This window comes from Thalassorhabdomicrobium marinisediminis (assembly GCF_003072065.1).
Classification (GTDB): domain Bacteria; phylum Pseudomonadota; class Alphaproteobacteria; order Rhodobacterales; family Rhodobacteraceae; genus Octadecabacter; species Octadecabacter marinisediminis.
Genome location: NZ_QCYG01000002.1, coordinates 320,871 through 334,188, shown reverse-complemented (window position 1 = coordinate 334,188; position 13,318 = coordinate 320,871). Strand labels below are relative to the sequence as shown.

Genomic DNA, 13,318 nt, shown 5'->3' with positions numbered 1-13,318 from the left:
ACCCTTGCGGATTGGGGGTCAGTAAAGGTCCGTTCTGCGGTCGTTTTGATGGGTTTGCAACGTGCGACTGCGCGCAAGATCGTCGCGGCGGACCTCCGCGACCAACAGATCGGGGCCAGCATCCGATGCGCGGGCAAGGTCGGAGCCATCGGGCGCGCAGATGCACGACAGCCCGCCATAGTGAAACGCGCCCTCAACCCCGACGTAATTCGCATAGGCCACAAAGATCGCATTCTCTTCCGCGCGGGCGGGGACAAGGCGCGTGGCGACGCTGTCGAAGGGTTTCATGTTGGCCGTGGGCACCAGCAGAATATCGGCCCCGCGCAAGGCCAGTGTGCGGGCGAGTTCAGGGAATTCAATGTCATAGCAGATCGCGACGCCCACGGCCCATCCGTTGAGCTCGAAGACGCCGGACAGGCTCTCACCGGCGCAGAATTGCGTCTGGTCCACATCGCCGTAAAGGTGGGTCTTGTGGTAGCGGTGAAGCTCCTCTCCTTGGGCGGACAGGACGACGACCCCGTTCCAGGGGCGATCTTCGGATGGCAAGGCAAGCCCCGCGACAAGCGCTAGCCCATGTGCCCGTGCAATTGACGCCAGCCCGTCGATCAATTCGCCCGACATGCCCGCGAGCGCATCGCAGCGCGCGGGTCCGATGTTGTAGCCGCCCAGAAACATCTCGGGCGTCACCAGAACCTCGGCCCCTACCGTTCTCGCGCGCGCGGCGGCGGCGTCCAGCGCCTGCAACGCCTCTCGGGGATCGTGGACGGGTTCGGTCTGCCAAACGGCGATTTTCAACTCAGCCTCCTGTCTGTTGGCCATGCCCATAGCTTCGCCAATTTGCCGCGAACTGCAAGCCGGACCGGCCCCGCCGCGATGGCGCGAATTGCCATGTATTCTGGCGGGACTGTGCTAGCTTGACCCTGGGAAACCCAGTTGAATCCCAAGCATATCAATGAAAGTAAGCCCCGAAACGGCGCAATCCCTGCGTCTGAACACTTCAAGAGGTTTGTGATGGAACGGAACAACAAGAACACTCTGACACGCCGCGGCTTCATCGGCACCGGTGCGACGCTGGGGGCGGCTGCCGGTCTTGGCGCGCTGCCATTCGCATCGTCGGCCATCGCCGAGAGCCATGTCGAAGGCGGCATCCTGACCGCCCGCGTCTATGCGGACATCTCCAACCTCGACCCCGCGTTCTGGACGTCCGAGGTCGATTCGCTGGTCATCCGCTGCCTGTTCGCCCATTCGATGGGCTACGAAACCGGCGTCGATGCCTTCGAGACCAAGCCCGTCGCCATGAAATCCTATGAGATTATCGACGAAACCCACATCGGGTTCGAGCTGAACCAAGGCATCATGTATTCCGGCGACTACGGTGAGATGACCGCCGAAGACGCGAAATATTCGTTCGAGCGGATCGCCGACCCTGAGTTGAACTCCCCCTACAAGGAAGACTGGGCGACGCTGGATCACGTGGAAGTCACCGGCAAATACACCGGCGTCATCGTTCTGACCGAGCCTTTCGCGCCACTGTTCACCACCACGCTTCCGGGCGTGAGCGGGGTGATCCTGCCGCAGGCCGCCATCGAAGCTGCGGGCGGGCAATTCTCGGTTGAGCCTCCGGTCTATTCTGGCCCCTACCGGATCAAGGACTGGCAGCCCAAGACCCGCCTTATCCTTGAGCGGAACCCCGACTGGACGCTGACCGACGTCGCCTATGACGAGATCCACCTGATCCCCATCGAAGACCCCAAGACCGCCGAGCTGGGCTTTGAAGCCGGCGATCTGGACTTTGCCGAGATCAGCGTCTCTTCGATCCCGCGCTACATGTCCAACCCGCCCGCAGGCTCCACGTTCGAGCGTTTTGACGGGCTGGCCTATTACTGGATGGGCATCAACGAGTTGAACGACCAGCTCAAAGACAAGAACGTGCGCCGGGCGATCCAGCTTGCCGTGGACCGCAAGACCGTTGTCGATGCCTCTTCGCTGGGTGGCGCGGAACCCGCCGCCGGGATCATCGCGCCCGCGCTGATCGGCAGCCGCGAGGCGAACCTTTATGACCGTGACGTGGAAGAATCCAAGCGCCTGCTGGAGGAAGCCGGCGTTGCCAACAGCCTCAACCTGACGATCTCGATCCAGCAGACGGCGGAAAACCTCGCAGCGGCGCAGGTCATTCAGGCCAACCTGGCCGAGGTCGGCATTCAGGTGACGATCAACCAGTATGAGAGCGGCACCTACTGGAGCCTTGGCAGCAAGGATGAAGGCGACCAATACCTCGACATCCAGCTGTTCCTGATGCGCTTCTCGATGCAGCCCGATCCAAGCTGGGCGACCATGTGGTTCACCCCGCAGCAGATCGGAGTCTGGAACTGGCAGGGCTTCGACAATGCCGAATTCGCCGAGCTGCAGGAGGCCGCGCAGATCGAACTCGACACCGAAAAGCGTGACGAGATGTACAAGCGGATGCAGGACCTGATGGAGGAATCCGGCGACTTCGTGTTCCTCAACTTCGTTCCTGTCGGCTCACTCGTGCGGGACACGGTCAATCCGGCCCTGCGTCCGGACGGTGTGCCGGTGTTCTACGAATTCGAACCATCCTGAGGCCTGTAACCTAAGAGAAGCGAGGGCGCATGGCGCTTTATTTCATCAAGCGATTGCTGCTTTCCGTACTCGTTGTCGTGATCGTCATCGTGGCGCTTTTCCTGCTGACCTACGCGATCCCGGGCGACCCTGCCCGGGTCGCCTTGGGGCCACGGGCGAATGCGGAACTGGTTGCGGAATTCCGGCAACGGATGGGGCTGGACCAGCCTTTGTTGGTCCAGCTTTACAACTTCTTCACATCCCTGTTGCGCGGGGATCTGGGGCGCGACGCCGTCAGCGGCGAACCGGTCCTGAACACGGTCCTGTCGCAGCTACCCGACACGCTTTACCTCGTGCTCGGCTCGGTCATCGTGGCGCTGATCCCCGGCGTGCTGCTGGGCATCCTCTCGGCGCGGTATCGCGGCGGCATCATCGACCGCATCAGCTCGGTCCTGTCGGTGTCGGTCATGTCGGTGCCCGCCTTCGTGATCGCGATCTACCTGCTATTGGTTTTTTCGATCCAGCTCGGCTGGTTCCCGGCCATCGGCGCAGGCACCGGCTTCTGGGACCGTCTGCACCGGCTCGTTCTGCCCTCTCTGGCTTTGGGGTTGGCGTGGATCGGCTATATCGCGCGGATCCTGCGGGCCTCGATTCTGGAAGAAATGAACGAAGGTCACGTGCGCACGGCGCGCGCCTTTGGCCTCTCGGAGAACAAGATCATGTTCGACTACGTCCTGCGGATCGCGATCCTGCCGATGATCACGGTTCTGGGCATCGGCATCGGCCAGATGCTGTCGAGCGCGGTCTTCGCCGAGGTGGTCTTCGGCCGCCCCGGCATCGGCAAACTTGTGTTCGACGCGATCATTTCGCGCAACTATCCCATCGTGACGGGCGCGGTTCTGGTCACCACGATCTTCTTCGTCATCGTAAATCTCGCCGCCGATCTTCTGGTGGCGTGGCTCAACCCGAAGGTGCGACATGACCTCTCCCGCTGATATCCCGACGCCCGAACCCGCGCCCGAACCCGCGACGGCCGCGCCGGTGGCGCGGCGCAAGGGCTCCTTCGCGCGGCTCGTCTCGGACCCGCTGGGCGCGCTGGGGCTGTTCCTGATCGCGCTTACCGTCGCGGGTGCGCTCTTGGCCGGCCTGTCGCCCCATGATCCGGTCGCCCTGAATCCGATCAACCGGTTCCTGCCGCCCAGCACGGACAACTGGCTTGGCACCGACAACCTTGGCCGGGACCTGTTCACCCGTGTGCTTTATGGCGCGCGGATTGCGCTGACCGTCTCCATCGGGGCGACGGCGATTGCCATGATCACAGGCGTTGCCGCCGGGCTGATTGCGGGCTACGGGCCGCGCTGGCTCGACAACGTGATGCTGCTGCTGTTCGACGCGATGAAATCGATCCCCACAGTGATGCTTGCGCTGCTGCTGGTGACCGTGACCGGGCCCAGCGTCTATGCGGTGCTGCTGGTGGTGGTTCTGGTCAACGCGCCCGCCTATGCGCGTATGGCGCGGACCCAGACGCTGGCCATCCGCCGCGCGGAGTTCATCGACGCCGAACATGCCCTTGGCGCATCGCAAGCGCGGATCATGCTGCGCCACGTGCTGCCCAACATCATCGGTCCCATTCTGATCGTCGGCGCGATGGACATTCCCGTGGTCGTCGGCATCGAAGCCGGGCTGAGCTTTCTGGGGCTTGGCGTGCGCCCGCCCACCCCGTCATGGGGGAGCATCCTGTTCGACGGTTTCTCCTACATCCGGGACAGCGCCTGGCCGGTGATCGCCGGCGGTCTGCCGATTGTCATCACGACGCTTGGCTTCACCTTCCTGGGCGAGGCGCTGCGCGACACCTTTGACCCGAAACTCGGAGGTCAGAAATGAGCGTTCAGAACGCGCTGGAAGTGCGCGACCTCAACATCAGCTACAAGGTGCCGGGCGGCAAGCTGCGCGCCCTGCGCGACATCAACCTGAACGTCCCACGTGGTGAGATTGTCGGTCTGGTCGGCGAATCCGGCTGCGGCAAGACCACGTTGATGCAGACAATTCTGGGGCTGCAAAGCTCGGCCGCCGTGACCGAGTCCGGCCAGATCATGCTGGGCGACACCGACTTGCTGACGCTGCGCCCCAAGCAGATGCGCAACCTGCTGGGCGACCGGATCTCGGCGGTGTTTCAGGACCCGATGAAATCGCTCAATCCGGTGCTGACCATCGGGCGGCAGATGACCGACATCCAGTTCCGCCACAACATCAGCCAGCGCGAGAAGCGCGACCGCGCCGTGGAAATGCTGCAAAAGGTGCGGATTCCCGATCCGGAATCGCGGCTTGATCAATATGCCTTCGAGTTCTCTGGCGGCATGCGGCAGCGCATTGCCATCGCCATGGCGCTGATGGCCGAGCCCGATGTGCTGGTCGCGGATGAGCCGACCACCGCCCTTGACGCCACGCTGGAGCTGACGACCATCGACCTGCTGCGCGACTTGCAGCAGGACATCGGCTGCGCGATCATCTTCATCACCCACCATCTGGGCGTCGTGGCCGAGCTCTGCCAATCGGTCAACATCATGTATGCGGGCGAAATGGTCGAAAGCGGCCCGACCCGCGCGGTGTTCGACGCGCCCCAGCATCCCTATACCGAGCTGCTGTTCAACTGCGATCCGGCGCAGATCCCCGAACGCACGCGGCACCTGCCGACCATCGGGGGCGAGCTGCCCAGCCTGATCAACCTTCCCCCCGGATGCGTCTTCGAAGGACGCTGCCCCAAGGCGTTCGGCCCCTGCGCCGAGATCCACCCGCGCCGGGTGCAATCGGGCGGCTCTGACATGGTGAAATGCCATCTGCGCGATCCGGAGGTGCCGCAATGAACGACCTGTTGACCGTCCGCGATCTGGAATCGCGGTTTAAAGTGGGCGGCGGGCTGAAAAGCCTGTTCTCGCCCAAGACCTACATCAAGGCCGTCGCCGGCGTGTCGCTGGACCTCAAAGAGGGGCAGACGCTGGCGATTGTTGGGGAATCCGGGTCCGGCAAGACGACGCTGGCCCGCGCCATCGCCGGTATGGGCGAGGATGCCAGCGGCGAAGTGCTGTTCAACGGGCAAAACGTGCTCGCGCTGCCGAAGTCCGACCAGAAGGCGCTGCGCCGGGATGTGGCGTTCATCTTTCAGGATGCCGTCAGCTCCCTCTCGCCGCGCTACACCGTACGCGCCCTGCTGCTCGAGCCGTTCCAGATCCACGGCATGATGCCCGACGATCCCGACGCGGAAGTGACGCGGATGCTGACGCTGGTGGGCCTGCCCGCCACCATGGCCGACCGCCGCCCGCATGAGTTGTCAGGCGGGCAGGCGCGGCGCGTGGGCGTGGCCCGTGCATTGGCGCTCGGGCCAAAACTGGTGATCGCGGATGAGCCCACCGCCGGGCTTGACGTCTCGGTTCAGGGCGAGGTTCTGAACCTGCTCAACGATCTGCGCGAAAAGCTCAATCTGGCGTTGCTGGTCATCACCCACAACCTGAACATCGTGCGGCACGTGGCGGATCACATGGCGATCATGTATCTGGGCCGCATCGTCGAGATCGGCGAGACGCAGGACATCTTCGACCATCCCAAGCATCCCTATACGGCGGCGCTTTTGTCGGCCAACCCCACCACCGAAGTGGACGTCGCCGACGGGCGCATCCGGCTTGAGGGGGAGGTGCCGAGCCTTCTGGCGCGCCCCCCGGGCTGTGAGTTCCACGGCCGCTGCCCCTTCGCGCGCGAGCGGTGCACCTATGATCCGCCCGAAGTGCGCACCGCGCCCGACGGCCGCCGGTTCACCTGCCATTTCCCGCTGGGCCCGGACGGCACCCCCACCGAATAAGGAGGTCGTCATGACCGGTCTGACCGATGAGCTGTGGGCGCAGATCGCCCCGCTTATGCCGTGGAACCTGCGCAAAACGTTCACAACGCTGCGCGTTGACCCACACTGGTTTCCCGATTCCCGTGGCTTCTGGTATCGCCGCCAGACCGCCGAGGGGGTCGAATTCGTTATCGTCGACGCCGAAAGCGGCGATCAGCGGCTGGCGTTTGCCACCGATGCTTTGTCACGGGCTTTGGCGGCGGTGACGACGGAACCGGAAGCGGCGCTTGAGCGTGTCGAACTGCTGGACCGCGACGGGTTGATCGGGTTGGACGGGCGGTCCTACAGCTTTGATGGCGAAACCCTGACCCTGCAGGCAATGCCGCGCGTGTCGTCTGATGCCCTGACCTCGCCCGACGGCACCCGTGCGCTGTTGCGCAAGGACGGGGACCTGTGGCTGCGCGACGTGGCCAGCGGCACCGAAACCCGCCTGACGCAGAGCGCGGAGCCGCATTTCGAATGGGCGAAATCGCCTGACCAGAACCTCGAATCCATGCGCATCCTTCGCGAAGGCATCCGCTTGCCGCCCATTGCCCAATGGGCCCCGGACGGGCGGCACGTGCTGACCTTTCGGCTTGATGAACGCAACGTCCGGTCCTTCCCCATGGTGCAGAACGTCCCCGACGACGGCAGCCGCCGCCCGGTGCTGCACGACCTGCGCATCGCCTTCACCGGCGATGTAGACTTGCCGATGGCGCATCAGGCGGTGATCGACACCCTTACGGGCGAGATTGTCTGGCAACAGGGCGGGCCGGTCCATGTGACCGAAACGAGCCTGATCGAGCGGGCGGAAACATGGTGGAGCCATGACAGCAGCCGGTTCTACTTCGTGGATCACGACCGCTATGAGCAATGGATCGCGCTGATCGAGGTGGACCGGACAACAGGTGCCCGGCGCGAGATCATTCGCGAAACCTCGGACTATTTCGTCGACGTGAATATGGAATACGCGCGGCGGCCGAACATCATGATCCTCGACAAGAGCGATGAGGCGATCTGGTTCTCGCAGCGCGACGGCTGGGCGCATCTGTATCTGGTCGATCTGTCCAGCGGTGCGACAAAACAGCAGATCACCAAGGGCGCTTGGGTGGTGCGCGACATCCTGGCACTGGATGAAGAGGCGCGCACAGTCTTTTTTCTCGCGGGGGGCATCGGCAAGAACCAGACGCCCTATCAACGCAGCCTGTGCAGCGCCGACCTTGATACCGGAGAGGTCACGGTGCTGACACCCGAGGCCGGCGATTGCGACGTGCCGCTGCATGTCGTCGGGTGGGAGGATATGGTTCAACGCGCGGGGATGCTCGGTGCGCGATCGCACTCGATCTCACCGGATTGCGCCTATTTCGTCTATAGCCATGCGCCCCCGGACCGCCTGCCCAGCGCCCGCCTGTGTCGGCGTGACGGCTCGGTCATCGCCGAGCTCGAGACCGCGCAGAGCACCGCGAACGATCTGGTCTGGCCCGCGACGTTCAGCACGCTGGCCGCGGACAATGCGACCGAAATCTTCGCGCAGGTCTGGCTGCCAAAGGACAAGACCGCTCCGGCCTCGGTCCCCATGGTCGAACTGATCTACCCCGGCCCGCAATGCATCGAGCAAACCCTGTCCCCCTTCCCTGCGGACGCTGGCGAGTTCGCCAAGGCGGCGCTGGCCAACGCACTCGTGCGGCTGGGGATCGGCGTCGTCATCATCGATGCACGCGGGACCCCGTTCCGGGAAAAGGCGCTGCATGACCTGTGTCACGGCCAGCTTCACAACCCCGGACATCTGAACGATCACGCCAAGGCGATTGCCGATCTCTGCGCTGCCTATCCGCAGATCGACCCCGCGCGCATCGCGATCATGGGGCATTCGGCGGGCGGTCATGCGGCAGCGCGTGCTCTGTTCGATCATCCCGACACCTACAGCGCCGCCATCGCCACCGCCGGAAGCCACGATCCGCAGCTTTACAACCATTGCTGGCCTGAGAAATGGCAAGGGCGGCTGGTGCGCCACGCCGACGGCAGCACGAACTACGATGCGGCGGACAATTCCAGCCGCGCCGAACACCTGCGCGGGGCCTTGCTGCTGGGGCATGGGGATATTGATGACAACGTGCATCCCGCCCAGACCCAGCGGCTTGCGGCGGCGCTGATCAAGGCCGGGAAGACCTTCGAGATGTTGATCACCCCGAATGACGATCACTACACGTTCTCGCGCAGCCCCTATGTGCTGCGGCGCGAGATCGATTTTCTGCTGCGTCAGTTGCAGCCGGAAACCGGGGGCTGACCCCCGGTTTCCGTTTTCAGTCAGATCAGGTTGCGGGGAATGACCTCATTCCATTCGCGCTGGCGCAACTCCTGCCCATCTTCGAACACCCGCAACACGCCCTGGATGTGGAACTCCGTCTCGGTCGAGGACATCTCGAGCCGGGTTTCCGTCCGCAGGACGGCATCCTCACGCACCGTGTCGTAGCTTTGCTCGATTACTGCGCGGGCGGACAGCGGGTCGTCGTCGCGGATACGCAGCTCACGGCGCAGGGAATGGGCGATCTGGGTGCCGATCTCGTCAAAGCGCAACACGCCTTCACCGAAGACCCCGCCAACCCCATCGGTCACATAGACCGTCTCACCGGTCAGGTGATCCTGCGTCGAGCTGCGCGCGACAGACCCGGGATCGACCTGCGTGATCGGGGTGAACGGCCCGTGCGCGGGTTCGGGGAACGTCAGATCGTGGGTGTCCGCGCCAGCCCGGCGCGGCAGCGTCAGGCAGGCATCGGCCAGGTCGAACGAGAGCGTGGCCGCATAGGGCGCGGGCCAGACGATCGGCCAATAGGCGGTGCCAACAGAGACACGGATCTTGTGCCCGGCAGCGAAGCGGTGGCCGCACATGTGCAGCGGCACGCGCACCTTCGTGGGCTTACCCGGTTCCAGCGGCGCGGGCGCTGCGTGACTGTCGCGGTGCGTCAGGTTCAGGACCTGATAGCTCACCCGCAGAACCTCACCCGAGGGCAGAACATCGCTCAGCCGCACGGCGATCTGCGCCACCGGGCTGTCGGAGGTCACGGTCAGATCCAGATAGGGCCGCCCGAGAATCTCGACGTCTTCCGCCAGCACGTCGGTGTCGAAGTTGAGCGAGCCGCCATCGTCAAGCCGCTGGTCGGTCGGCATCTCACCGGGGACGCCGGCGGACATCCATTCGCCCGACGCCTTGCCGTGGCTTTGCGGCGACCGGATCGACATCTCACCCTGATCCGGCGTGTCAGACAGACCGGAACGGGTCAGCCAGAAGGGGTGCCCCTCCACCTCGGGCGAGGGCCACTCAGCCTCACTCACCCAGCGGCCGGGCTGGTAGGTGCGCGTGCCCTCGGGCTTGACCGCGTCGTTGATATAGGCCCGAAGCTGCGGTTCATCCATGACGCCGGTCTCTTCACCCTTGAGCCACTGGTCCCACCAGCGCACGGCCTCTTGCAGCCAACCGATGGCCGGACCGGGCACCCCGTCGTGGGGATAGACGTGCCCCCAGGGGCCGATGACGCCGCGGTTGGGCACCGAGAGGTTCTCCAACATGCGCGGGACCGAGTTCGTGTAGCTGTCCGCCCAACCGCCAAAGGCCAGCACGGGGCAGGTGATGTCGGAATAATCGTCCTGCACCGAGCCGTGCTTCCAATAGTCGTCATAGCGCTGATGTGCGGCCCACAGGCCGGGGAAGAACGGCAGATCGTCGATGCGCTTGAGCCAGTCTTCGCGCCAGCTGTCGCCGACGATCGCGGGGTCGAGCGGCCGCGCCTGATAGGCCAGCATGATCGAGCCCCACCACATGTTGTCGTTGAGAAGGCAGCCGCCCATGAAGTGGATGTCGTCGCGGAACCGGTCGTCGGTGAAATAAACCGGGATCACGGCCTTGAGCTCGGGCGGGCGGCGGGCGGCGATCTGCAGGCAGTTGAAGCCGCCCCAGCTCTTGCCCATCATGCCGATATTGCCGGTGCACCAGTCCTGCGCGGCAATCCACGACAGCACCTCAAGCGCGTCGTCCTGTTCCTGCGCCAGATATTCATCGGCCATGTGCCCGTCGGATTCCCCCGTGCCGCGCATGTCGACCCTCACCGAAGCATAACCGTTCTCGGCGAAATAGCCGTGCATCGGCTCATCCCGGGTGCGGGTGCCGTCGCGCTTGCGATAGGGGATATACTCCAGCACGGCCGGAACCGGCGTATCGCGCGCGCCCTCGGGCAACCAGATCCGCGCACCCAGTCGGCACCCGTCCGACAGGGTGATCCAGACGTGTTCCAAAACTTCGGCCATGTTCTTTACCTTTCTTGCCAGTGCGAAACGGGCGCAGACCGGCCTTTGCCGAGTGCAAAAAATGCAGCGGCTGGCGGCGCGCCTTTCGCTCCGCCGATGTCATTCCTGCAGGCATGAGGCAAGACCCCATTCGGCAGGATTTATCCTTAGGGGACCTCGTGCCGCAGGGCGGGCGCTTGGCGCAGATATTGACTCCGCACCGTGAGGCGCCAACTCTTGAAGGGTCTGCCCAAGCCTCAGGACGGCGAAAGCCGGACGGGGGGCGCGGCGGCGCTGATAGAAACACCGGCGGCGAGGGCCGGTCAGGAAAGGATCGTATCGTGGACAGGCACCCCGAGATGAAAGAGGCACTGGAGTTCTTGCAGCGCAATTGGTGGCTTTTGCTGCTGCGCGGCCTTGCGGCGATTGCCTTTGGCGTGGCCGCCTTCGTCTGGCCGGGGCTGACGCTGTCACTTCTGGTGATGCTTTTTGGCGCCTATATCCTGTTCGACGGCATCGTCGGCACGGTGGACGCGATCCGCTACCGCGACCAGATGGACAACTGGCTGTTCTGGCTGTTCGAGGGGGTGCTGGGCATCGTGGTCGGGTTGCTCATGCTCTTCATGCCCGCGGTTACCGCCTTCTTTCTTGTGATCCTGATCGCCGTCTGGTCGATCTTGGGCGGCGTGCTGCGGATCGTGGCGGCGGTCCAGTTGCGCAAGAAGATCGAAGGCGAGTGGCTTTTGATCCTCAGCGGCGTCTTGTCGATCCTGTTCGGCATCGCTGTGATCGCCCTGCCCTATGCTGGATTGGTGTCGATCGCGTGGCTGATCGGGTTCTGGGCCGTGGTGTTCGGCATCCTTTTCGTGGTATTGGCGTTCCGCTTGCGCAAGGCGGGCCAGCCATAACACCGAAGGGCCGCGCATGCGCTATTTCGACCGAACCGGCCTGTATGTCCTGCCTTTGTTCCTCGGGCTGCTGTTCTTCGCAGCCTCTCTGACGCCCACCCTGATCCCGCGCAGTTGGCTGGTGCAGGGCATTCTGGGCGGTCTGGTGATGGGCGTGGGCTATCTGATCGGGCGGATCGGGGTATCGCTTTGGCGGCTGATGGAGCTTCCCGAGCCGACCGGGCGCGCTGTTCGTATCGCACAGGTGATCCTTGGCCTTCCGGTACTTCCGGTGTTGGCCGGGTGTCTGTTCCGCGCACGCGATTGGCAGAACAGCATCCGCGAGCGCATGGGGCTGGAGCTGGTCGACAGTATCTACACCGTCCGTATCATCGCGCTCGCCCTTGCGGTGTTTCTGACGCTGGTCCTGCTGGGCTATGCGCTTCATTGGCTGTTCGACCGCTTCCGCACATGGCTCTATCGCTACCTGCCCGAACGCACGGCGAACGTGGCGGGGTTCCTGCTGACCGTGATCGTGGTGGTGGTGGTGACGCGCGACGGCGTGCTCGACCGGGTGATCGCCGGATTGGACAGCTCGGTGACCGTGGCGCAGAACCTGTTCGACACGGCCCCGCCGCGTCCCGAGGGGGTCCGGCCCGCCGGGCCCGGCTCGCTGATCGACTGGGACACGCTGGGCCAGCCCGGGCGGAACTATGTCACGACCGGACCGGACGCCGCCGCGATCTCGGCCTTCACCGGACGCGCGGCGCAGGACCCGATCCGCGTCTATGTCGGACGCGCGCAGGCCGAAACCCCGCAAGAGAGGGCAGACGTGGCGCTGGCCGAACTGATCCGTCAGGGCGGCTTCGACCGCGAGGTGTTGATCGTGGCCATGCCCACCGGCACCGGCTGGATGGACCCGGGCGCGGTGGATACGGTCGAATACATGCACAACGGGGACATCGCGACCGTGGCCGTGCAGTATTCCTATTTCCAGTCGCCGCTGGCCCTGATCCTCGAGACCCGCGCGGGGTTGGATCAGGCCGAAGCGCTGATCGGCGCGGTGCATTCCTATTGGCGCGACCTGCCAAAGGACGCCCGTCCCCGCCTTTATATCCACGGGCTGAGCCTTGGCGCGTGGTCGTCCATGCACGGCACGGACCTGTTCGCTTTGCTGGACGATCCGATCAATGGCGCGGTCTGGGCCGGCCCGCCCTTTCCCTCGGTCACGTGGCAAAGGGTCGTGGCCTCGCGCAACCCGGGCAGCCCCTATATCACGCCGGAGCTGGGCGAAGGGCAGCTTGTGCGGTTCGCCAATCACTACACGCACGCCGGCGGGCCCGAGGGCTGGGGCAATATGCGGATCGTGTTCCTGCAGTATTCCAGCGATCCGATCGTCTTCTTCGAGACGCTGTCGCTCTATCGCAAGCCGGTCTGGATGGCCGAGCCGCCGGGGCCGGACGTGTCGCCCTTCATGCGATACATACCGGTGGTGACGCAGTTCCAGCTGGCCGTGGACATGGCGCTGGCGAACACCGCGCCTGACGGGCACGGACACGCCTACTACGGGCGCGACTACGTCGGCCCCTGGGTGGCCGTCACCGATCCGGCCAACTGGACCGACGCCGACACCGCCCGCCTGATGGCCCATTGCGACGGAGGCTTTGACGAAGGTTGCGTCAACGACTGACCGGCGCGG

10 protein-coding genes are annotated in these 13,318 nt (G+C 64.5%); 8 read left to right on the top strand and 2 right to left on the bottom strand.

The window, feature by feature from the left end; translation table 11 throughout:
• Positions 1 to 18: 18 nt before the first annotated feature.
• Positions 19 to 819 carry a carbon-nitrogen hydrolase family protein gene (locus tag DC363_RS03970; protein WP_241962917.1) on the bottom strand — a complete coding sequence of 267 codons (801 nt, stop codon included), beginning with the start codon at positions 817 to 819 and terminating at the stop codon, positions 19 to 21.
• Between the two features lie 192 nt (positions 820 to 1,011).
• On the opposite strand from DC363_RS03970, the gene DC363_RS03965 reads away from it, so the two are divergent.
• Genes DC363_RS03965 through DC363_RS03940 form a run of 6 tightly spaced genes read left to right on the top strand, consistent with a single transcriptional unit; the run spans position 1,012 to position 8,738 of the window.
• Complete coding sequence (locus DC363_RS03965; RefSeq protein WP_108639828.1) at positions 1,012 to 2,601, top strand: ABC transporter substrate-binding protein; 1,590 nt, start codon at positions 1,012 to 1,014, stop codon at positions 2,599 to 2,601.
• 29 nt (positions 2,602 to 2,630) lie between these two features.
• Positions 2,631 to 3,575 carry an ABC transporter permease gene (locus DC363_RS03960; RefSeq protein ID WP_108639827.1) on the top strand — a complete coding sequence of 315 codons (945 nt, stop codon included), beginning with the start codon at positions 2,631 to 2,633 and terminating at the stop codon, positions 3,573 to 3,575.
• A complete protein-coding gene (locus tag DC363_RS03955) occupies positions 3,559 to 4,464 on the top strand; it encodes an ABC transporter permease (RefSeq protein ID WP_108639826.1) in 906 nt (301 codons plus the stop codon). The genes DC363_RS03960 and DC363_RS03955 overlap by 17 nt, the downstream gene beginning before the upstream one ends.
• Positions 4,461 to 5,444: an ABC transporter ATP-binding protein gene (locus tag DC363_RS03950; protein ID WP_108639825.1), complete on the top strand. Its 984-nt coding sequence runs from the start codon at positions 4,461 to 4,463 to the stop codon at positions 5,442 to 5,444. The genes DC363_RS03955 and DC363_RS03950 overlap by 4 nt, the downstream gene beginning before the upstream one ends.
• Positions 5,441 to 6,433, top strand: coding sequence for an ABC transporter ATP-binding protein (locus DC363_RS03945; protein ID WP_108639824.1), 993 nt, complete (start codon positions 5,441 to 5,443; stop codon positions 6,431 to 6,433). Before DC363_RS03950 ends, DC363_RS03945 begins: the two co-directional genes overlap by 4 nt.
• 10 nt (positions 6,434 to 6,443) lie before the next feature.
• Complete coding sequence (locus DC363_RS03940; protein ID WP_158270827.1) at positions 6,444 to 8,738, top strand: S9 family peptidase; 2,295 nt, start codon at positions 6,444 to 6,446, stop codon at positions 8,736 to 8,738.
• A 20-nt stretch (positions 8,739 to 8,758) separates the two neighbouring features.
• Here DC363_RS03940 and DC363_RS03935 read toward each other — a convergent pair whose 3' ends face one another.
• Positions 8,759 to 10,753, bottom strand: a complete 1,995-nt coding sequence (locus tag DC363_RS03935; RefSeq protein ID WP_108639822.1) for a CocE/NonD family hydrolase — start codon at positions 10,751 to 10,753, stop codon at positions 8,759 to 8,761.
• Positions 10,754 to 11,073: 320 nt separating this feature from the next.
• On the opposite strand from DC363_RS03935, the gene DC363_RS03930 reads away from it, so the two are divergent.
• On the top strand, positions 11,074 to 11,640 hold the full coding sequence (locus tag DC363_RS03930) for an HdeD family acid-resistance protein (RefSeq protein ID WP_241962916.1): 567 nt from the start codon (positions 11,074 to 11,076) through the stop codon (positions 11,638 to 11,640).
• A 16-nt stretch (positions 11,641 to 11,656) separates the two neighbouring features.
• Positions 11,657 to 13,309, top strand: a complete 1,653-nt coding sequence (locus tag DC363_RS03925; protein ID WP_108639820.1) for an alpha/beta hydrolase — start codon at positions 11,657 to 11,659, stop codon at positions 13,307 to 13,309.
• Positions 13,310 to 13,318: the final 9 nt, after the last annotated feature.

What these genes read in the sequence shown, in the direction of transcription:
- DC363_RS03970 (WP_241962917.1), bottom strand. Translation starts at nt 819, where the DNA reads ATGGCCAACAGACAGGAGGCTGAGTTGAAAATCGCCGTTTGGCAGACC.
- DC363_RS03965 (WP_108639828.1), top strand. Translation starts at nt 1,012, where the DNA reads ATGGAACGGAACAACAAGAACACTCTGACACGCCGCGGCTTCATCGGC.
- DC363_RS03960 (WP_108639827.1), top strand. Translation starts at nt 2,631, where the DNA reads ATGGCGCTTTATTTCATCAAGCGATTGCTGCTTTCCGTACTCGTTGTC.
- DC363_RS03955 (WP_108639826.1), top strand. Translation starts at nt 3,559, where the DNA reads ATGACCTCTCCCGCTGATATCCCGACGCCCGAACCCGCGCCCGAACCC.
- DC363_RS03950 (WP_108639825.1), top strand. Translation starts at nt 4,461, where the DNA reads ATGAGCGTTCAGAACGCGCTGGAAGTGCGCGACCTCAACATCAGCTAC.
- DC363_RS03945 (WP_108639824.1), top strand. Translation starts at nt 5,441, where the DNA reads ATGAACGACCTGTTGACCGTCCGCGATCTGGAATCGCGGTTTAAAGTG.
- DC363_RS03940 (WP_158270827.1), top strand. Translation starts at nt 6,444, where the DNA reads ATGACCGGTCTGACCGATGAGCTGTGGGCGCAGATCGCCCCGCTTATG.
- DC363_RS03935 (WP_108639822.1), bottom strand. Translation starts at nt 10,753, where the DNA reads ATGGCCGAAGTTTTGGAACACGTCTGGATCACCCTGTCGGACGGGTGC.
- DC363_RS03925 (WP_108639820.1), top strand. Translation starts at nt 11,657, where the DNA reads ATGCGCTATTTCGACCGAACCGGCCTGTATGTCCTGCCTTTGTTCCTC.